Source organism: Citrobacter sp. Cf132 (assembly GCF_030333885.1).
Taxonomy (GTDB): domain Bacteria; phylum Pseudomonadota; class Gammaproteobacteria; order Enterobacterales; family Enterobacteriaceae; genus Citrobacter; species Citrobacter freundii.
The window spans coordinates 46,993-66,577 of record NZ_JAOWFA010000053.1; the positions used below are offsets into that span (position 1 = coordinate 46,993).

Sequence of the window (19,585 nt, forward strand, 5' to 3'; positions counted from 1 at the left end):
AATCAGTAAGCAAATATTAGCGTTTCACAGCGAGAATTACACTCACTACACTCAGCGGCATTGTTCTATTGCTAAAAAAAGAGAAATAATGATGCAACCTGGGAAAGGGTTTTTAGTCTGGCTAGCGGGCCTTAGCGTGCTCGGCTTTCTGGCAACAGATATGTATCTGCCCGCCTTCGCCGCAATTCAGTCCGATCTGCAAACGCCTGCATCTGCCGTCAGCGCTAGCCTGAGCTTGTTCTTAGCCGGTTTTGCCGTCGCACAACTGCTGTGGGGACCGCTCTCTGACCACTATGGTCGCAAGCCTATTTTGCTGCTGGGTTTATCTATCTTCGCACTGGGCAGTCTGGGCATGCTGTGGGTTGAAAACGCCACAGGCCTGCTGGTACTGCGATTTGTTCAGGCCGTTGGCGTCTGTGCAGCATCGGTTATCTGGCAAGCGCTGGTTACCGACTATTATCCTTCACAAAAAGTAAACCGCATCTTTGCCACCATTATGCCGCTGGTCGGGTTATCACCTGCCCTCGCCCCGTTATTAGGTAGTTGGATCCTGGTACATTTTTCCTGGCAGGCCATTTTTGCCACCCTGTTCGCCATTACTCTGATTCTGATGCTTCCGGCGCTGCGTTTAAAGCCTTCAGCTAAAGCACGCGATGACAGCCAGGATAAACTGACTTTCACCACCTTGCTGCGCTCGAAAACTTACCGTGGAAACGTGCTGATTTATGCCGCCTGTTCCGCGAGCTTTTTTGCATGGCTGACGGGTTCCCCGTTCATCCTTAGCGAAATGGGTTATAGCCCAGCGGTAATTGGTCTGAGCTATGTTCCGCAAACTATCGCCTTTTTAATCGGTGGTTACGGCTGTCGTGCTGCGCTGCAAAAATGGCAGGGTCGTCAGCTGCTGCCCTGGTTACTCATTCTGTATGCCTTCAGCGTTGTAGGCACCTGGGCGACCGGCTTTATTCATCATGTCGCATTGGCTGAAATCCTGATCCCATTCTGCGTTATGGCGATTGCGAACGGCGCAATCTACCCTATCGTTGTCGCGCAGGCATTACGCCCTTTCCCACAGGCCACTGGACGCGCTGCCGCATTGCAGAATACGCTGCAACTGGGTTTATGCTTCCTGGCAAGCCTTGTCGTTTCCTGGTTGATTGCTACCCCGCTGCTCACCACTACCAGCGTTATGCTGACCACGGTATTGCTGGCTGCTGTAGGTTACAAAATGCAATCGCAGAAAACTGACGCCCCGCAAACAGATGACCGCGCGCAAATTGCCCATGGAGAGTCTCACTAATAATTGTCGCGGGCAATTAATTAGCCCGCTAAGAATTATCGGTTGAATCGTCAAAAGTTCAGGCCTATACTGATTTCCGGATGTTAAAAAAACGATAATTTTTATGTGTTAGCGGGAACAAGAATGTTCCCGTATTCCCACGGATGGTCTTTTCGGCAAGGGTTCCTCCCTTCCTCTGTTCTACGTCGGATTATAGATTCACGGATTAATTCCGTGAAATTTCTCACAAAGCCCAAAAAAGCGTCTACGCTGTTTTAAGGTTCTGATCACCGACCAGTGATGGAGAAGCTATGAGTTCATCGTGTATAGAAGACGTCAGAGTACCGGATGATGACTGGTACCGCATCACCAATGAATTATTGAGCCGTGCAGGCATTACCATTAATGGCCCGGCACCGGCGGATATTCGCGTAAAGAACCCCGATTTTTTCAAACGTGTATTGCAGGAAGGATCGTTAGGGTTGGGTGAAAGTTATATGGATGGCTGGTGGGAATGCGACCGGCTGGACATGTTTTTTAGTAAAGTCCTACGCGCCGGTCTTGAAAACCAACTCCCCCGCCACTTCAAAGATACGTTACGAATTGCCGCTGCTCGCTTGTTCAATTTGCAGACCAAAAAGCGTGCATGGGTTGTCGGCAAAGAACATTACGATTTAGGCAACGATCTCTTTACTCGCATGCTGGACCCCTATATGCAGTATTCCTGCGCCTACTGGAAAGATGCCGATACCCTGGAATCTGCCCAGCAGGCGAAGCTAAAAATGATTGCTGAAAAGCTGCAGTTGAAGCCAGGGATGCGGGTGCTCGATATAGGCTGCGGCTGGGGCGGCTTATCCCAGTTTATGGCATCAGAATATGGCGTCAGCGTGGTGGGTGTAACCATTTCGGCAGAACAGCAGAAAATGGCGCAGTCACGGTGTGCGGGGCTTGATGTCACAATTTTGCTGCAGGATTATCGTGACCTGAATGACAAATTCGATCGTATTGTTTCCGTCGGCATGTTTGAGCATGTAGGGCCGAAAAACTACGCCACCTATTTTGACGTGGTCGATCGCAATTTAAAACCGGATGGTCTCTTTTTACTGCATAGCATCGGCTCCAAAAAGACCGACAATAACGTTGATCCGTGGATCAATAAATATATCTTCCCGAACGGCTGTTTACCATCAGTTCGCCAGATTGCCAACGCCAGCGAGCCACATTTTGTAATGGAAGACTGGCATAATTTTGGCGCGGATTACGACACGACGCTGATGGCCTGGCACGAACGTTTCATTAACTCCTGGCCTGAAATCGCCGATAACTATACCGAACGTTTCAAACGGATGTTCAGCTATTATCTGAACGCCTGTGCCGGAGCGTTTCGAGCTCGCGATATTCAGTTATGGCAGGTGGTTTTTTCTCGCGGCGTTGAACACGGCCTGCGCGTTCCCCGTTAATCGTTATCGCCCCCGTATCAACGAGGGCTTAACTCTCAGGCTTAGGCTCCCGCTTCTCCCGTTATGTTGCTGATGGCGCTTTCACGCGCCGCCAGCACACGCTCAACAGTATCAACCACCGCCTGCGTTTGGGGATCGATTTCGATATTAACCCTTGCGCCCAACTTTTTCTTGCCAAGCGTCGTACGCTCCAGCGTTTCCGGGATCAAGTGCACACAGAAACGCGTCGGCGTCACTTCACCGACCGTCAGACTGATACCGTCAATACCAATAAATCCTTTGTACAGGATATATTTCATCAGCGACGGGTCCTGGACTTTAAACCACACCTGGCGGTTATTCTCCGAGGTCAGAATTTTCGACACTTCGGCAGTGGTCATAATATGGCCCGACATTAAATGTCCGCCAATCTCATCACTGAATTTTGCCGCACGCTCAACGTTAACCAAATCACCGACCTTCAGTTCGCCCAGATTGGTGATACGCAGCGTTTCTTTCATCAGGTCAAAGCTTATCTGGTTACCGTTAATTTCGGTGACCGTCAGGCAGCACCCATTGTGGGCAACCGATGCGCCGGTCTCCAGCGCATCCAGCATATATTCAGGCAACTCCACAACATGCGTACGAAAATTTGGTTTTTCATCAATGGACACCAATTTTGCGGTGCCCTGCACAATACCCGTAAACATACTTCCTACTCCTGAACTCAATTAAGACATCTCTGCACAGCACAATAGCAGGTGGAAATTCAGGTTGCCAGCAATGCGCCATCAGCGCCTGTTTTTTCACTGGAGAATTACGTATTCCTCGCTACAATAGACTGAAATTTCCCCTGCTTTTTCTCCTTGCTGCCATATAAGGCGGCTTTTTTAGTCTCTCAAATAACAACAATATAGTGGTGTACACGTGCAAAAGTATGTAAGTGAAGCGCGTCAGTTATTAGCTCTGGCAATACCGGTGATTCTTGCGCAAATCGCTCAAACCGCAATGGGATTCGTTGATACCGTCATGGCGGGCGGATACAGCGCTACTGATATGGCGGCAGTCGCCATTGGTACCTCTATCTGGTTACCTGCCATTCTGTTTGGTCATGGACTACTGCTGGCTTTGACGCCGGTCATTGCGCAACTCAATGGTTCCGGACGCCGGGATCGAATCGCCCATCAAATACGTCAGGGATTCTGGCTGGCGGGCAGCGTCTCCGTGCTGATTATGGTTGTGCTATGGAACGCAGGGTACATTATTCGCTCCATGCATAACATTGACCCGGCGCTGGCGGATAAAGCCGTTGGCTACCTGCGTGCCTTGCTGTGGGGCGCACCGGGGTATTTGTTCTTCCAGGTAGCCCGTAACCAGTGCGAAGGATTAGCCAAAACTAAACCAGCGATGGTGATGGGTTTTCTCGGCCTGCTGGTGAACATTCCGGTTAACTACGTTTTCATTTATGGACATTTAGGCATGCCGGAACTGGGTGGCGTAGGCTGCGGCGTGGCTACGGCGGCTGTTTACTGGGTGATGTTTATCGCCATGCTCTCTTACATCAAACGTGCGCGCTCGATGCGCGATATCCGTAATGAGCGTGGTTTCCAGAAACCTGACACCGCAGTAATGAAGCGTCTGGTGCAACTGGGTTTACCTATCGCGCTGGCGTTATTTTTCGAGGTAACGCTGTTTGCAGTGGTCGCTCTGCTGGTATCCCCGCTGGGGATTATCGACGTGGCCGGACACCAGATAGCACTGAACTTCAGTTCGTTAATGTTCGTCCTGCCGATGTCTCTGGCTGCTGCCGTCACCATTCGTGTCGGTTATCGTCTGGGCCAGGGCTCCACGCTGGATGCACAAACTGCAGCCAGAACGGGCCTGGGTGTCGGTGTCTGCATGGCGGTCGTAACGGCGCTTTTCACCGTGACATTCCGCGAGCATATTGCCCTGCTCTACAACAATAATCCGGAAGTTGTCGCCCTGGCCGCGCAGCTCATGTTACTGGCCGCGGTGTATCAAATATCGGACTCTATCCAGGTTATTGGCAGCGGGATCCTGCGTGGTTATAAAGATACGCGTTCCATTTTCTTTATAACCTTTACAGCCTACTGGGTGCTGGGTCTGCCGAGCGGTTATATTCTGGCGCTGACCGATCTGGTAGTTGACCGAATGGGGCCAGCAGGATTCTGGATGGGCTTTATTATCGGCCTGACCTCTGCGGCGGTGCTGATGATGCTGCGGATGCGCTTTCTGCAACGCCAGCCGTCAGCGGTTATATTGCAACGAGCTGCACGATAATGCCTAAATAGCCGCCGTCTGGCGGCTTTTTTTACATCCTCAGAACGGACTGGCGTTTTGGGCGTTCATCCACGCTTCACTAATGGGATGCCTGAAATGCAGTTCACTGGCATGCAGCATCAGTCGCGGCACCCTTTCAGTGCCAGGCAGCAGACGCCCGCCATACAAATCACAGCCTAAAATCGGATGTCCCAACAGCTGACAGTGGATCCGCAGTTGGTGGGTCCGCCCGGTTTCAGGCATCAGTTGTACCCGCGTCAAGGGGAGCAACGCCCCCTTTTCCTGACGATGATAAAAGCGCTCGACAACCTGATAGCGCGAGCGTGCGGGTTTGCCGTTGAGAGCACAAATTGACATTAATGGAAACAGCGCTGGGTCTTTGGCAATCGCTGCATCGATAACTCCTTCGTCGTTTTCCAGATGCCCGCATAACAGTGCGCTGTACACCTTAGTGACCGTACGCTGGCTGAACTGCTGGCAAAGTGCAGCGTTGATAGCCTTGTTACGGGCGACCACCATCAGTCCAGAAGTGCCGAAATCAAGCCGATGTACCAGCGTGCAGCCAGGGTAAATCTGTACCAGCCGATGATGTACCGAATCGAGATTCTGCGGATTTTTGCCCGACAAGCTAAGTAACCCGCTGGGTTTATTGATTAGCACCAGATGCTCGTCCCGATAGAGGGTCTCTATCTCGTCATGACAAGGCGGGGCAATAAAGGTATCGAGGATCGTAGACATCAGGCGGCCAGAATGAGGTGTGGGGACGGATGATAACGAATTTTCACCGCAGTGGCGAATCGGAGCGCTGACCCAATGGCTGGCATGGTAGAGTGTGATTTATCCTGAGTGCGATGAGAGGGTTATTCTGTGCAACAAATCGATTTTTACATGGTGGATGCCTTTACCACCACGACGTTTGGCGGTAATGCCGCAGCAGTCTGTCCGCTCACGGACTGGTTGCCCGATGAAACATTATTAAAGATGGCGCAGCAGCATAACCAGTCAGAAACCGCTTTTTTTGTCGCCAATGAGAATGGTTTTGAGCTGCGTTGGTTTACCACTCAGGGTGAAATCAATCTGTGTGGGCATGCCACGCTTGCCGCCGCGCATGTCATCTTTGAACATCTGGATTACCCGGATACAAAAATCCATTTTGCTACCCGCTTTGTGGGACCGCTGACGGTCACGCGCAGCGGTGAATGGCTGACGCTCGATTTTCCAGCCTGGCAAAGCGAATCTGCCATGCCGCCCGCTTTACTGCTGGAAACATTAGGCATCACCGAATACAAGGAGATGCGCGTGGCACGCGATTACATGGTGGTGTTGGAAAATCAACAGCAGGTTGAGGCTGTTCGCCCAAACATCCACGCCATGCTTCCGCTGGGGAAAATGGTGTGCATCACCGCGCCGGGTGACGGGGAATACGATTTTGTCAGCCGTTTCTTCTGCCCGGGTGAAGCCGTCGCTGAAGACCCGGTCACAGGCTCGGCACATAGCATGCTGATCCCTTACTGGGCTGCAAAACTGAATAAAACACAGATGCTGGCGCGCCAGGTCTCTGAGCGCGGCGGGGATTTACGCTGTCAGTTAGCAGGAACGCGTGTTTATATCAGTGGACAGGCAATAACTTATCTGACCGGTAAAGTGCTGCTGCGCTAGCAGCCTTACCCGAAATAACCAATCCATGGAGGATTTATGTCGAACAAACTCGTGCAGATACACTTTGATTTTCATGGTCCGTTTGGGGCTGAGATGTCGAGTCAGCTCGTTGAACTGGCCGAATCAATCAACCAGGAGCCGGGGTTCATCTGGAAAATCTGGACCGAGAACGAAGCAAATCACGAAGCGGGTGGCATCTACCTGTTCCGGGACGAAGACACCGCTCAGGCCTATATCAAAAAGCATACCGCCCGTCTGAAGCATCTGGGTGTGGAAGACGTGACGTTCAAAATCTTCGATATCAATGAACCGTTAACTAAAATTAACCACGGTCACATCGGCTAGTATTTTGCCTTAGACGCCCCGCCCGGGGCGTTTCTTCACTCTCCTGCCTTCCCCTCTTCGTTCCTACCCAGGTTAGCTATTTACGTTAGCCACATTTGCAATAGTTCACAAAATCATCACCCGCGAAAATTATCTCTAGCCGAATGTGGCATAAAGGCGTATAAAATAATACAAATCGTATTATTTTATACAAAATGAATCATCAGCTACTGGAGGTTTATTATGTCCGCGGACATTACACTGAACTCATCTGCTGGAAGCTTCCCGCCAGCAGGTCATTACTCGCACAGTACAACGGCTGGCGGTTTCGTCTTCATTTCCGGGCAATTGCCGGTCACTTTCGACGGTGAGAAAAAAGCGGATGCCTCTTTTGAAGATCAAACCCGGCTGGTGCTACAGAATATTGATGCTTGTCTGGCAGGTGCTGGAGTTTCCCGCCAGCATCTGGTGTCAGTTCGCGTATATGTGACGGATATGAATCAGTGGCCGACGTTTAACAAAATCTATGGGGAGTGGATCGGCGATTTCCGTCCATCCCGTGCAGTAGCCGGTGTTGCGGAACTTCATTATGGTTTTGCGCTGGAAGTTGAAGCTATGGCGCTGGCCCCGCAAGCGTGACATTTAACAACATACAGGTGAACAACAATGACTGAAATGACACTGCCTGATTATAACGATGTTGCCGCTGCGGCAGAGCGCATCGCAGATTATGCTAACAAAACGCCGGTGATGACATCCCGAACGGTTAATGAAGAATTTGGCGCGGAAGTCTTCTTTAAGTGCGAAAACTTCCAGAGAATGGGTGCCTTCAAATTTCGCGGCGCTATGAATGCGCTACGCCAGTTCACACCACAACAACGTGCTGCGGGCGTCGTGACGTTTTCTTCCGGTAACCATGCGCAGGCCATTGCACTGTCGGCAAAATTATTGGGGATTCCAGCAACAATTATCATGCCGCATGATGCTCCGGTAGCTAAAGTTGCAGCAACAAAAGGCTATGGCGGAAAGGTGGTAACTTACGATCGCTATACTGAAGATCGTGAAAAAATTGGTCGGGACCTGGCAGAGAAACAGGGATTAACGCTGATCCCCCCTTACGACCATCCGCACGTGATTGCAGGCCAGGGCACCGCCACAAAAGAGCTGATTGAAGAAGTGGGTCAGTTAGACGCCCTTTTCGTTTGTCTGGGCGGTGGCGGCCTGCTCTCAGGATCCGCTCTGGCGGCCAGACATCTGTCTCCTGACTGCATCGTCTATGGTGTTGAACCTGAGGCGGGTAACGATGGTCAACAGTCGTTTCGTAGCGGAAAAATTGTTCATATCGATACGCCCAAAACCATTGCTGACGGTGCTCAGACCCAACATCTCGGGAACTATACGTTTCAGATTATCCAGCAAAACGTGAACGATATTCTGACGGTTTCAGACGCTGAATTAATCACCTCAATGAAATTTATCGCTGAACGCATGAAAATCGTCGTAGAACCGACCGGGTGTCTGGGTTTTGCTGCCGCCAGAGCGCGCAAAGCTGAACTTCGCGGCAAAAAAGTCGGCATTATCATCAGCGGCGGAAACGTGGATATCAGCCGCTACAGTGAATTTCTGGCCGGATGATAAACAGGGTATCTGTGATGCAGATACCCTAATGTTACTGTCTGTACATTGCCGTCTGGAAAAACGATCCCAGGTCACTGTAAACTGCTCGCAATCATGGCAACAGGCATCACCGCAGGAGACTGGCATGCCAAAAACCGACAATAACTCGCTTCTCAGCCAAATTGATACTATCGCCAGGGGATTGAGTGAGACCTTCTCTCCGTTTTGCGAAGTGGTGGTTCATGACCTCAAAAATCCTGAACATGCCATTTTATCCATCCATAATAATCTGTCCGGACGTCAACCCGGCCAGCCAGCAACCGAGCTTGGCCTGGCGAGAATCGCATCGCCTGACTTTCCCAGCATCATTGCGAACTACAGTAATCAGTTTGCCGATGGTCGCCCGGTGAAAAGTACCTCAATTGGCATCAAGGACGAAGAAGGCAGATACGTAGCAGCTCTCTGTCTGAATGTAGATATGACACTGTTTCGTGGTATGCAGAGTGCTCTTGCGCGTTTTACTGAAACCGAAAACTCCCCCATTAAGGAACATATCGATCCCGGCAGTAACGAAGTCATCCGCCAGCGTATTGATGACTTTGCCGCTAAACGCGCTACGACGGCCCGAGCCCTTAAACCTCAAGACCGTAAGCTGCTGATTCAACAATTACGCCAGGACGGTTTGCTCAACGTACGCAAATCTATGGATACGGTGGCGCAGCATCTGGGCGTATCGAGGGCCACCGCCTACCTGTATGCCCGCCAGTCAGTTCAGGCGGGTGAATAAACGGGTTCTGTTGAACCGCACCAGCCGCAGTATAAAAAGTCTGTTCTTGATTACCGACACGAAGCGCTCCCGCTATACTTTGGCCCGCTTCGTATCCGATATAGCCATCAACCAGTAAACAACGCCCGCCGCAGGGAAAAAAATAAACCTTTATTTTCGTAGGTATTTATTGGCACTGGGTCAATAAATGATTTATTTTTGTACATACATAGTGAGATTACGTTTTCCTCTAATAACTCCATCAGCATTGATTAAACATCATAATAAAACAAACAAAATCTAACCCATTGATTTAGGTGAATAAAAATAAAGCTGAATTTATTGCATCAATAATACCTATGCAATATATATAAATAGAGTGATATCTAAATTATAATTCTTTTACATCCGGCTGATTGGTGAGGTAAGAATGCGGTTAATCGTCATGTTAGTAAGCTTTGTGCTCACCACCCAGCTCTGGGCAGGTGAACTTCCCCAGCCTTCCGGTACAGTTCTTTTAACGCTGTCCGGTAATATTGAAAATACAAATGCAGACGGGAAAGCCGTTTTTGATACCGCCAGCCTTGAGAAGCTGGGCATGGTCAGTTTCCAGACCACCTCCCCCTGGTATAATGGACGCACTACTTTTACGGGTATTCCACTACAAAAGCTCATGGATTACGTCGGCGCGAGCGGCTCGGTTGTAAAGGTCACTGCGCTCAATGACTACACCACCGTAATCCCTCTCAGTGATTTCAAAAAATACAATGCCATCCTTGCGTTAAAAATCAACGGAAAATATATGCGCATCCGTGATAAAGGTCCTTTATTCATTGTGTACCCCTATGACAGCATGCCGGAACTGAATAATCAGATTTATTATTCAAGGTCTGCATGGCAGGTCAGTAGTATGGATATTGAGTAAACGTTCAGAGGAACATCATGAACAGAATACTGGCTGGCATCATCTTTTTTCTTTTTATATCTACCGGATATATCTCTTTCCTCGTGCATGAACGGCAACAAGAGTTACAGAAACTGACTCACTACACCGATTCCTGGTCTGCTGCTCAGCTGGTATCACAATATTACCGATTCGAGTCATTGCTGGGTCTTTACACTATCGATGACACGATGAATCTCGATGATGTACGCATGCGCCTCGACATTATGCTCAGCCAGAGTGATTTAATAAAAGAAGGTGACCTGGGGCGCTACATAGAAAGCAATATAGCCCACCGTGAGCTGGCGGTAAAACTTGAAAACACTCTTAGTTTTCTGGATGTTAATCTAGAGAAAATGAACCGTTCAGCACTCCAGGCTTATCTGAAAAAAATGCATACTCTGGATGCGCCACTGGGTCGTCTTTCATCTGGTGCGTTAAACAAAGATGTTAACTCGATCAATAACGCCAACCAAAAAATTCAAACGCTGTACTATATTTACTCAGCAACCTCGGTGCTGCTGATAATACTGAGTGCGATCCTGGGCGTGCTCATTTTCTATCAAAACAGAAATATTCTGCGGGCGTACCTGCAGGTCAAGAGTCTTGCCGAAGAACTGCAGAAATCTAAAGAAAAGCTGCAAATCCAGAATGCTAAACTGGAATATGACGTCTACCATGACTCTCTTACCGAGATGAATAATCGTCAACTATTCTGGAGCGATTTAAATAAAACAATTGAGATAGCAGAAAAAAATCACGATTCTGTGACTGTGATGTTGTTTGATTTAGATCGATTCAAAGAGGTAAATGATACGTATGGTCATGATGCCGGTGATATGTTGCTACGCCAGATATCAGACCGACTGGTTTCAATGAGCCTTACTTCGGATACGCTGTATCGCCTGGGTGGAGATGAATTTGCGTTTCTCTCAAGTGGCCTGACAGAAAGCCACGCCGTTTCGCGGGCCCAGAAAATATGTGAATTTATCAGCCAGCCCTACACTATTTATAACACGATTATCAACATAACCACCTGTGTTGGCATTGTTATCTCAGACACTGAACGTCGTTCCGACTATCTTTATAAATTTGCCGATCTGGCCCTTTATGAAGCCAAAGGTGAAGGCTCAGGTAAGATAAAAGTCTTCCGACAACGAATGTTAGAAAAGCTACAAGAAAGCAGAACGCTTGAGCATGATATGGCATTGGCAATAGTGAACAAAGAATTCGTGGTTTATTACCAGCCCATTGTTGACTCCTTCAGCCAGGAAATTTATAGCTATGAAGCCCTAATTCGTTGGCTCCATCCTCTGAAGGGCCTCCTGTCGCCGGATAGCTTTATTCCTGTTGCTGAAAAAACCGGAATGATTAATGAGATGGGGAAAGCAGTGCTTGAAATTGCCTGCAGGGAAGCGGCTTGTTGGGCGGTTCCTGCTAAAATTTCAGTAAATGTCTCTCCTGTCCAGCTAAGCAGCAAAGCCTTTGTCGGTATCGTACTGTCTATTCTGAAAGAAACTGGACTCCCAGCCGATCGTCTTGAACTGGAAGTAACAGAGTCCTCTCTCTTCACTGAGAGTACGACACCGATGAATACGCTTAATAAACTCAGAGCCCTGGGCGTAAAAATCTCCATCGATGATTTTGGTACCGGATATTCTTCTCTTTCGCGCCTGAGCAAGCTTGCCTTCGATAAAATTAAAATAGACAAATCTTTTGTGCATTCAATATCCACACATGAAGATGCGCTTAATATCATCAAACTGATCACGGGCATGGCGAAATCACTCAATATGAAGGCTGTTGCTGAAGGTGTTGAAACTCAGGAACAACTAAAAAGCCTTCAGGCGCTGGGCTGCGATTTCGCCCAAGGATATCTGTTTGGTAAACCTCAACCTTGTGTCAATGAGGAAATCAGAAATGGTCAAGTTGTGCCAATAAACAACAGAAAAACGATGCCATGAAGATTTTCTATCAGGCTTCAACTGCCCGTAACGCGCTGAATGGCAATGTCGATGCTAAACTCACCCTGACCTGAGGTTTAAAAAATGAGTACTTTTCATCAACTTACCGCCACCAGCCTGAATGGTCAGCTTATTTCAATGGCCGACTATGCAGGCAAACTGGTACTGGTGGTTAATACCGCCAGCCATTGTGGCTTTACGCCACAGTATGCGGGCCTTGAAGCACTGTATAAGAAATACAACACACAGGGCCTGGTGGTGCTTGGTTTCCCCTGCAACCAGTTTGGTAAGCAGGAACCCGGTGGGGCCGACGAAATCGCGCAGACCTGCTACGTCAACTACGGCGTGAGTTTTCCAATGTTTGAGAAAGTGGAGGTTAACGGTGCCGCTACACACCCAGTATTTCGTTACCTGAAAGATGAATTACCCGGCATACTGGGTGGGAGGATCAAGTGGAACTTCACTAAATTTTTGGTCGGACGCGACGGAAAACCGCTTAAGCGTTTTGCCCCCTTCACCACTCCAGAAAAAATAGATACCGTCATCTTTGATGCACTAAAAATCTAATGGTTGCTGTCATTCAAATATCACATTAACACTGTGGATATTCATTGGTTTTTATCTTCAGTAAGTCACCGTATTAGCCAAAATAAGCGGCAATCTTCAGCTAAAGTTGGTAAATCCCCTGAACGGTTCTATAGTCTGGACTGCTTTTCATTACAGGGTTTACTAATGCGATTTAACGGACTGACTAAAGGTTTCTTCATTTTCATACTTGCCCTCGTGACCTGGGCATTCTTCGATGTGCTGTCCCCCTACTTTTCCGCCATTTTGTGGGCCGCGATATTAACGACTATCTTTAACCCGGTAAAAAACAGACTGCGCAGCGCGCTTGGCGAACGCAACGGACTGGCATCGTTGATTACCATCGTCATTATCTGTCTGATTGTCTTTATCCCGCTGATGGTAATCCTGTCATCGCTGGCCATTGAACTGAACGTGGTGTACACCAAACTGCAACAGAATGACACGCAGTTCCCGGAGGTCGTCGCTTCTGTTCTTTCGTATCTTCCTGACTGGGCCAGAGGTTTTCTGGCAGAACACAATCTGGATGATGTCGCGCAGATCCAGAAAAAACTGTCCGATGTCGTGCTGCAGGGTGGACAATACCTCGCCGGCAGCGCGTTCCTGATTGGTAAAGGAACATTCGGCTTTGCTATTAGCTTTGGCATCATGCTGTATCTACTGTTCTTCTTACTGAAGGACGGACCGTACCTGGTGCGCCAGATTCTGGACTCATTACCGCTTTCTGATTTTGCCAAACAGCACCTGTTTGCAAAATTCGTCGGCGTGACGCGGGCAACCGTCAAGGGCACGGCGGTCGTCGCTTTGGTTCAGGGTATTCTTGGCGGCATCGCGTTTGCGATTGTAGATATCGATGGTAGCGTTCTGTGGGGCGCGTTGATGGCGTTTCTCTCCCTCGTGCCCGCCGTCGGTTCAGCGATCGTCTGGGTACCAGCAGCAATATTTCTGTTCGCCACCCATCAGCTATGGCAAGGGCTGTTTATCGTTGGCTTCTTCGTGATTATCGTCGGGCTGGTGGACAATATCCTGCGCCCGCTGCTGGTAGGTAAAGACACCAAAATGCCGGACTATCTGATTTTGATTACCACTCTCGGCGGCATGGAGATCTACGGTATTAACGGCTTTGTGATTGGCCCCCTGGTTGCCGCACTATTCATTACCTGCTGGAACCTGTTTTCCGGGCGTGACCATGAAGGTAACGTAGAAGGAATCGACGAAGCCTTTATGGAAGAAGGAAAAAATCCTCCAGATTTTTGATTGCAGGACGATAACAGAAGGCGGTTTAAGGACCGCCTTTTTTATTTTCACGCAAAATCATACGTTTCCTATAATTTCAATCATGCGTATTCATTAATCGTCGCAGAAGGAACTAATCAGTGCGAATAGCCACAATCACCAACTGGGCCTATAGCGCGACGGTATGTCTGACCATCGCTTCAGGCGTTGTCATGCTGATGGCATCCAGCGCCGATAACACAGAACGCCAGGTGGTAGAACAGCGTTATCAGTTCGATCAACTTACCGAAGAAGTCGAACTCGATGCCTGGTCGCTGTCCGACCTGGCGCGCGACTATGTTATTGCAAAAGATCCTGAGGTGCTCAACGCCTACCGCCAGAAAGAAGCGTCGCTGAAAGCCGTTGAGCATCGTCTGTCGAAGCTCAAAGACCTTGGTGCAATGGATGAAGAGCTGGCGCTATTGCATGAAGGGCTGCGGATTGTGGATGCTCTGCAGGATGAGCAGGCCGAGGCGCTTGCCAGCGTCGCGCGTGGAGAAGAGTCGCAGGCCATCGCCCTGCTGTACGGAAAAGCCTATGAACAGGAACTGGAGCGAGCCCAGGACCGTATAGATCATTTCCGCCAGTTACTCGATAGCCGCGTACGCAACACGATTGAAGATGCAACCCAGTCATCCCGCATGCTGCGGACGGCCTCTGAAGTGATGGTCGGTCTGACGGCGCTGCTGTTTTTATTCGTTCTCGGTTTCATTTTAAAGCGTCGTGTCCTGCGCCCCGTCGTGCGTTTGAGCGATGTCGTAAACCGTCTCGCATCGCAGGATTATGCCGTTGAGACGCCCAGCTTTAACCAGATAGACGAAATAGGCGACATGGCACAGGCGATCCGGATATTCCGCGAGAACGGTCTGGCTCGTCAGAGACTGGAGAAGGAGCGAGATGCCGACTGGGCAATCCGCGATCTGCTGGCACGTATGACGCAGCGTCTGCAGGGCTGCGAGAATTTTGCCGATGTCATCAATGTGGCGGAACTGTTTGCACCGAATATTGCCCCAGGTATTGCCGGGCGGCTTTACATACTGGACCGGGAACCCTGGCAAATGCGCTGCGTTGCACAATGGCTCTCACCGCAGGGTAAAGCGGATGCGTTCCACCCGGACGAATGCTGGGCTGTGCGCCGCGGCCAGAGCCACCCTCCGGTACAAGGTGAACCCGATATCGCCTGCTACCATCTGCCGGACTCATGCCAGCAGCATACCCTGTGCGTTCCACTGATTGCCCAGGGAGAAGCCATCGGTCTGCTCTCATTCCAGAACCTTAGCGATGATTCCGCCCCCTCTCGTGCGTATCTGGAGCTAATGGCAGAAGCACTCGGCCTCGCATTAGCCAACCAGCGTCTGCGTGACGCCCTGCTGGAGAAAGCGCTCTACGATCCGCTAACTGGTCTACGCAACCGTCATCATCTGGAAGATACCTTACGCACTCAGATGAGCCAGGCCGTACGCAACAAGGAGCCGATCAGTTGCCTGATGATCGATATTGACCATTTTAAAAATATTAACGATCGCTTTGGTCACGAGGCGGGAGACAGCGTGATAAAAAGTATCGCCGCCACCATTCAGCGCGTGGTTCACGACAGCGGCATGGCCTTCCGCTATGGCGGTGAGGAGTTTCTGGTGCTGCTGGCCAATACGGATGAACAGGCCGCCAACCGCCTTGCGACGGATATTTATAACGGCGTACGCGAACTGTCGCTGCGCTTTGGCGTCTCTGAAATTGGTCACGTCGATGTTTCTATTGGCGTAGCCAGCTATCCGCAGCACGCCCAGAGCGACAACCTGCTGCGTGCTGCAGACGTGGCACTGTATCGCGCTAAAGAGCTGGGACGTTCGCGCATCGTGAGCTTTGGCATGCTGGAGGCCAGTTGAACATGGCTTTACCTCAACGCCAGGCGGTGATATGTTAATTCAATGAACACAAAACACGATATCACCGCTTTTAATTACAACCTGTGGTGGCTGCCTTCTTAAAGGCGGTCAAAATGTGTTTTTCCCATTTTTAGATAACCGCCGAAAGGCGGTTATTTGCATTTAGAGACCCCTTTCGGTTTTATGACTAAGGAGTCTTACATGAACAATAAAACCATCATCCTCACTGGCGATCGTCCCACCGGCCCGCTGCATCTTGGCCATTATGTGGGGTCATTGCGCCAGCGCGCCGCGCTGCAACATGATTATCAGCAGTTTATATTGGTGGCTGACCTGCAAGGGCTAACCGATAACGGCAGCACACCGCAAAAGATCCGCGACAATATTCCCGAGGTACTTGCCGACTATCTTGCCGCAGGAATAGATCCTTCACTGACCACTATTTGTTTGCAATCGGCCCTGCCTGCCCTTGCGGAATTGACCGCGCTTTATATGAATATCGTCACCGTGGCTCGCGTAGAGCGTAATCCTACGGTTAAAAACGAAATTGCGCAGAAAGGGTTTGCCCGCTCGTTACCGGTTGGTTTTCTGGTTTATCCCATCAGTCAGGCGGCAGATATTACGGCCTTCAAAGCCGAAGTGATTCCCGTCGGCGACGATCAGTTGCCAATGATTGAGCAGACTAATGAAATCGTGCACAAGATGAATAGCCTGTTACCGGCCCCCGTCTTATCGCACTGCAAAGCGCTGCTGAGTGAAACCAGCCGCCTACCAGGGATCGACGGGAATGCCAAAATGTCAAAATCGCTTGGTAACACATTGCTCCTGTCAGCCAGCGAAGAAACCATTCATCACGCGGTCAGTGCAATGTACACCGACCCCAATCATCTGAAAGTATCCGACCCGGGGCAAATCGACGGCAATATGGTATTCATTTACCTCGACGCTTTTCATCCGGATAAAGCAAAAGTGGCGGAAATGAAAGCGCATTACCAACGGGGTGGACTGGGTGACCGGACATGCAAAAACGAGCTGGAGGTGTGCTTGCAGGAACTCATCGCCCCAATGCGCGAGCTGCGGGCAACCTACATTCAGGATAAAGGCATGCTGATGGCAATGCTCAAAAAAGGCAGCGAACAGGCGCACGAGATCACGCAGCAGACATTAAGAGAAGTGAAGCAAGGGCTGGGTTTGCCGGTGTTCTGAACTCGACCTATTACAGTCGGCCCAATAAATAAAGACAGCTCCCAACGAGTTACCTTCGCCGGGAGCTTTCAGAATCTTCCCCACGTTTTATCAGCAAAATGCACTAATGTTTTATTTCGAAATCAAAACCTCATTTCAGGCGATGGCCCCTCTGAGAAAAGGCATGGATTGTCGCCGAAGAGACTATGCTACTCAACGAGTGGCAAAAGGAAGCATTTCATCTGTATCTACAGACAAAGATGCCCGTTTTTCAATGTGAGTTAAACCAATGGAAAGTCGATCATTTATTCTCATATTAGTTCAAACTGGAGGTGCTGTTATCATTACCCCTATAATAGGAGCATTAAATATATTATAACGCTCCTATTGAACCTACCGCTTTGGTTAGGTAATGCTTATAGTTTAAAACGTTAGAGAAATTTACTCGGCTAAATATCCACCATCAATTGGATAAACTCCTCCGGTACAGAATGCGGATTTGTCTGATAGCAAAAACAAGATGAAGTCTGCTATTTCTTGCATTTTTGCCATCCTTTTCATAGGGTGGCTATTGGCGAAGCTATGTACGATATTTTCAGGAAGTGCACTCATTCGCGGGGTCTGGACATAACCAGGAGCGACTGCATTTACTCGAATTCCCTGACATGCAAATTCTAGCGCTGCGGTTTGGGTTAAACCAATTATACCATGCTTAGCCACGGTGTAAGGCGCTAATCCAGGAATGCCAACCAGGCCATTTACGGCAGATAAATTCACTATTGAGCCACCAAACTTCATCATCTGAGGTATTTCATATTTTAGGCAGTAAAAAACTCCGCTCAATGAGGTGGCAATAACCTTATCCCAGTTCTCAACTGTTTGCTCTGTTATGTTTTTACCATGATCACCTGTTAAGCCTGCATTATTTACAGCATAATCAAGTCTGCCGAAGCGTTCGATAACCTCATCGATCATTTGTCGTACTTGTTCGGGCTGTGATACATCACATCCGATCCCCATCGCTTGTTGACCCTGTGAAGATAATTGTTTCGCTTTTTGTTTAGCCTGCTCTGACGAACGGGCGACAATAATGACCTTAGCACCATGTATGTGTAATTGCTTTGCGACGGCCTCACCTATTCCTGTAGTGCTTCCTGTTATCACAGCAATTTTATTTTGGAAATTCATACCCCCCCCAAAGATGTAGAATTGAACCTTTCATCTGGGTTAGTATACAAATGAGCTGTGACAGTTTTTGTCAGTACTCTTTCTCCTCGCTAATCCCTTCTTTTACTCTCCATTTTTTCAATAAAACCGCCCTGCTTTCACTATAAAAGGAATCCAGTTGCTCAATTTCCTTAATTTTGTCAGTCCTAAAGTGGCGAAAATCATTTCTCATCTCACACCATGCAACCAAAAGCCAACATGACTCCATGTATACCAACCCAATGGGCCATATGACTCGAGAAGAGTAAGAGTCTTTCTTATCACAATACTTTATTTTGATTCTCTTTCGCTTTTTAATAGCATTGCGAATATCTTCAAAAAACATCTCATTTTTTTCTGAAGGACCAATCAGATAGGATTGACTTTCAATAAGATTTTTCAACTCACCGGAAATGACGGTATGTATTTTGGCAAGTGCATTCTTAGCGATAATTTTGAAATCATGGTCCGTATTATGAGAGACCCAATTCAATCCAAGCGTAATAGCATTGACTTCTTCATGAGACAGGTTTAAGGGTGGCAAATGAAAATCAGATTTAACGATATAACCAATTCCAGCACCACCTTCAATGCATACCCCTTGATGCTGTAGCGTTTTTATATCTCTGTAAAGGGAACGCACACTTATCCCTAATCTTTCTGAGAGTGTGGATGCAGTGATCGGATATCTTTGCGCCCTTAATATCTGTAGTAATTCGAGAAGCCTTTCTGTTCTAGTCATAGTGATAAATCCATCATGATCCTGAGACGATTTCTTAAAGCATCTATTAGATAAGCATCTTAGTACAAAGCAATTGTAGATGGCTAAGTTGAACTGCCCCAAGGTCTGACACCGCGCTAAGTTCGTAATGCGTTCATCAGTGCGTCTGTTTTGAGGACACATTTCATCTCATTGCAGGTGGGTTGTAGCCATTCATCGCTTTTGTCGCCGGCAATGCTGTGTCGGAAAGGCCACGGACTCCGACCAACTGCGGGGGATCTGTGGGGGATGAAATCAACGGCACGATCCGGAAAGAAGCGGAAAAGCAGCCCGTCCTGTGTCCACTCAGGCGCGGTACACTGGAGCCAACAATGGATATCCTTACGCATCACGCGATATGGACATGGAACCGCAAGGCGTCATTACAAAACATTCGTA

The 19,585-nt window shown here is 48.9% G+C and carries 18 protein-coding genes and 1 pseudogene; 14 read left to right on the plus strand and 5 right to left on the minus strand.

Annotation, left to right across the window (positions count from 1 at the left end):
• Positions 1–91: 91 nt before the first annotated feature.
• Complete coding sequence (punC, locus tag OGV85_RS10945; RefSeq protein ID WP_061548231.1) at positions 92–1,297, plus strand: purine nucleoside transporter PunC; 1,206 nt, start codon at positions 92–94, stop codon at positions 1,295–1,297.
• A gap of 290 nt (positions 1,298–1,587) precedes the next feature.
• Positions 1,588–2,736 carry a cyclopropane fatty acyl phospholipid synthase gene (cfa, locus tag OGV85_RS10950; protein WP_003836458.1) on the plus strand — a complete coding sequence of 383 codons (1,149 nt, stop codon included), beginning with the start codon at positions 1,588–1,590 and terminating at the stop codon, positions 2,734–2,736.
• Positions 2,737–2,777: 41 nt separating this feature from the next.
• Here the strand turns inward: cfa and OGV85_RS10955 are convergent, their stop codons facing one another.
• Positions 2,778–3,425, minus strand: coding sequence for a riboflavin synthase (locus OGV85_RS10955; RefSeq protein WP_003029220.1), 648 nt, complete (start codon positions 3,423–3,425; stop codon positions 2,778–2,780).
• A 217-nt stretch (positions 3,426–3,642) separates the two neighbouring features.
• Here OGV85_RS10955 and mdtK point away from each other — a divergent pair, with 217 nt between their 5' ends.
• Positions 3,643–5,016 carry a multidrug efflux MATE transporter MdtK gene (gene mdtK / locus OGV85_RS10960; RefSeq protein ID WP_044699913.1) on the plus strand — a complete coding sequence of 458 codons (1,374 nt, stop codon included), beginning with the start codon at positions 3,643–3,645 and terminating at the stop codon, positions 5,014–5,016.
• A 39-nt stretch (positions 5,017–5,055) separates the two neighbouring features.
• Here mdtK and OGV85_RS10965 read toward each other — a convergent pair whose 3' ends face one another.
• Positions 5,056–5,754, minus strand: coding sequence for an RluA family pseudouridine synthase (locus tag OGV85_RS10965; protein ID WP_032949212.1), 699 nt, complete (start codon positions 5,752–5,754; stop codon positions 5,056–5,058).
• Between the two features lie 129 nt (positions 5,755–5,883).
• On the opposite strand from OGV85_RS10965, the gene OGV85_RS10970 reads away from it, so the two are divergent.
• The 11 genes from OGV85_RS10970 to trpS all read left to right on the plus strand — a co-directional run bounded on the left by OGV85_RS10970 (position 5,884) and on the right by trpS (position 17,241).
• Positions 5,884–6,675 (plus strand): PhzF family phenazine biosynthesis protein, encoded by a 792-nt coding sequence (locus OGV85_RS10970; protein WP_044699919.1) that lies wholly within the window; start codon positions 5,884–5,886, stop codon positions 6,673–6,675.
• Between the two features lie 36 nt (positions 6,676–6,711).
• On the plus strand, positions 6,712–7,020 hold the full coding sequence (locus tag OGV85_RS10975; RefSeq protein ID WP_003836470.1) for a monooxygenase: 309 nt from the start codon (positions 6,712–6,714) through the stop codon (positions 7,018–7,020).
• Positions 7,021–7,242: 222 nt separating this feature from the next.
• Positions 7,243–7,638, plus strand: a complete 396-nt coding sequence (locus tag OGV85_RS10980) for a RidA family protein (RefSeq protein WP_003029233.1) — start codon at positions 7,243–7,245, stop codon at positions 7,636–7,638.
• 27 nt (positions 7,639–7,665) lie between these two features.
• On the plus strand, positions 7,666–8,634 hold the full coding sequence (locus OGV85_RS10985) for a threo-3-hydroxy-L-aspartate ammonia-lyase (RefSeq protein ID WP_003029236.1): 969 nt from the start codon (positions 7,666–7,668) through the stop codon (positions 8,632–8,634).
• 127 nt (positions 8,635–8,761) lie between these two features.
• Positions 8,762–9,403, plus strand: a complete 642-nt coding sequence (locus OGV85_RS10990; protein ID WP_003029239.1) for a helix-turn-helix transcriptional regulator — start codon at positions 8,762–8,764, stop codon at positions 9,401–9,403.
• A 409-nt stretch (positions 9,404–9,812) separates the two neighbouring features.
• Positions 9,813–10,307: a putative pterin-binding protein gene (locus OGV85_RS10995; protein WP_003029241.1), complete on the plus strand. Its 495-nt coding sequence runs from the start codon at positions 9,813–9,815 to the stop codon at positions 10,305–10,307.
• A 17-nt stretch (positions 10,308–10,324) separates the two neighbouring features.
• Positions 10,325–12,289: a putative bifunctional diguanylate cyclase/phosphodiesterase gene (locus OGV85_RS11000; RefSeq protein ID WP_286553539.1), complete on the plus strand. Its 1,965-nt coding sequence runs from the start codon at positions 10,325–10,327 to the stop codon at positions 12,287–12,289.
• Positions 12,290–12,373: 84 nt separating this feature from the next.
• Positions 12,374–12,856 carry a glutathione peroxidase gene (locus OGV85_RS11005; RefSeq protein WP_003029247.1) on the plus strand — a complete coding sequence of 161 codons (483 nt, stop codon included), beginning with the start codon at positions 12,374–12,376 and terminating at the stop codon, positions 12,854–12,856.
• Positions 12,857–13,021: 165 nt separating this feature from the next.
• Entirely contained in the window at positions 13,022–14,131 is a 1,110-nt protein-coding gene (locus OGV85_RS11010; protein WP_044712332.1) for an AI-2E family transporter, read from the plus strand.
• A gap of 119 nt (positions 14,132–14,250) precedes the next feature.
• Positions 14,251–16,035: a diguanylate cyclase gene (locus OGV85_RS11015; protein WP_032949209.1), complete on the plus strand. Its 1,785-nt coding sequence runs from the start codon at positions 14,251–14,253 to the stop codon at positions 16,033–16,035.
• 201 nt (positions 16,036–16,236) lie between these two features.
• On the plus strand, positions 16,237–17,241 hold the full coding sequence (trpS, locus tag OGV85_RS11020; RefSeq protein WP_061548441.1) for a tryptophan--tRNA ligase: 1,005 nt from the start codon (positions 16,237–16,239) through the stop codon (positions 17,239–17,241).
• A gap of 420 nt (positions 17,242–17,661) precedes the next feature.
• Here trpS and OGV85_RS11025 read toward each other — a convergent pair whose 3' ends face one another.
• The 3 genes and pseudogenes from OGV85_RS11025 to OGV85_RS24545 form a co-directional block, all read right to left on the minus strand.
• Positions 17,662–18,408, minus strand: a complete 747-nt coding sequence (locus OGV85_RS11025; RefSeq protein WP_003029256.1) for an SDR family NAD(P)-dependent oxidoreductase — start codon at positions 18,406–18,408, stop codon at positions 17,662–17,664.
• A 70-nt stretch (positions 18,409–18,478) separates the two neighbouring features.
• Positions 18,479–19,168, minus strand: a complete 690-nt coding sequence (locus OGV85_RS11030) for a helix-turn-helix transcriptional regulator (protein ID WP_003836487.1) — start codon at positions 19,166–19,168, stop codon at positions 18,479–18,481.
• Between the two features lie 134 nt (positions 19,169–19,302).
• Positions 19,303–19,476 (minus strand): annotated as a pseudogene (locus tag OGV85_RS24545) (DNA methylase); the annotation flags it as partial.
• Between the last annotated feature and the right edge of the window lie 109 nt (positions 19,477–19,585).

Bases quoted from the DNA above. Each gene is read 5' to 3' on its own strand.
- OGV85_RS10995 (WP_003029241.1), top strand. From the start codon at position 9,813: ATGCGGTTAATCGTCATGTTAGTAAGCTTTGTGCTCACCACCCAGCTC.
- OGV85_RS10980 (WP_003029233.1), top strand. From the start codon at position 7,243: ATGTCCGCGGACATTACACTGAACTCATCTGCTGGAAGCTTCCCGCCA.
- OGV85_RS10990 (WP_003029239.1), top strand. From the start codon at position 8,762: ATGCCAAAAACCGACAATAACTCGCTTCTCAGCCAAATTGATACTATC.
- OGV85_RS11030 (WP_003836487.1), bottom strand. From the start codon at position 19,168: ATGACTAGAACAGAAAGGCTTCTCGAATTACTACAGATATTAAGGGCG.
- OGV85_RS10975 (WP_003836470.1), top strand. From the start codon at position 6,712: ATGTCGAACAAACTCGTGCAGATACACTTTGATTTTCATGGTCCGTTT.
- OGV85_RS11010 (WP_044712332.1), top strand. From the start codon at position 13,022: ATGCGATTTAACGGACTGACTAAAGGTTTCTTCATTTTCATACTTGCC.
- OGV85_RS11000 (WP_286553539.1), top strand. From the start codon at position 10,325: ATGAACAGAATACTGGCTGGCATCATCTTTTTTCTTTTTATATCTACC.
- trpS (WP_061548441.1), top strand. From the start codon at position 16,237: ATGAACAATAAAACCATCATCCTCACTGGCGATCGTCCCACCGGCCCG.
- OGV85_RS10965 (WP_032949212.1), bottom strand. From the start codon at position 5,754: ATGTCTACGATCCTCGATACCTTTATTGCCCCGCCTTGTCATGACGAG.
- cfa (WP_003836458.1), top strand. From the start codon at position 1,588: ATGAGTTCATCGTGTATAGAAGACGTCAGAGTACCGGATGATGACTGG.
- OGV85_RS11005 (WP_003029247.1), top strand. From the start codon at position 12,374: ATGAGTACTTTTCATCAACTTACCGCCACCAGCCTGAATGGTCAGCTT.
- OGV85_RS10985 (WP_003029236.1), top strand. From the start codon at position 7,666: ATGACTGAAATGACACTGCCTGATTATAACGATGTTGCCGCTGCGGCA.
- punC (WP_061548231.1), top strand. From the start codon at position 92: ATGCAACCTGGGAAAGGGTTTTTAGTCTGGCTAGCGGGCCTTAGCGTG.
- OGV85_RS10955 (WP_003029220.1), bottom strand. From the start codon at position 3,425: ATGTTTACGGGTATTGTGCAGGGCACCGCAAAATTGGTGTCCATTGAT.
- OGV85_RS11025 (WP_003029256.1), bottom strand. From the start codon at position 18,408: ATGAATTTCCAAAATAAAATTGCTGTGATAACAGGAAGCACTACAGGA.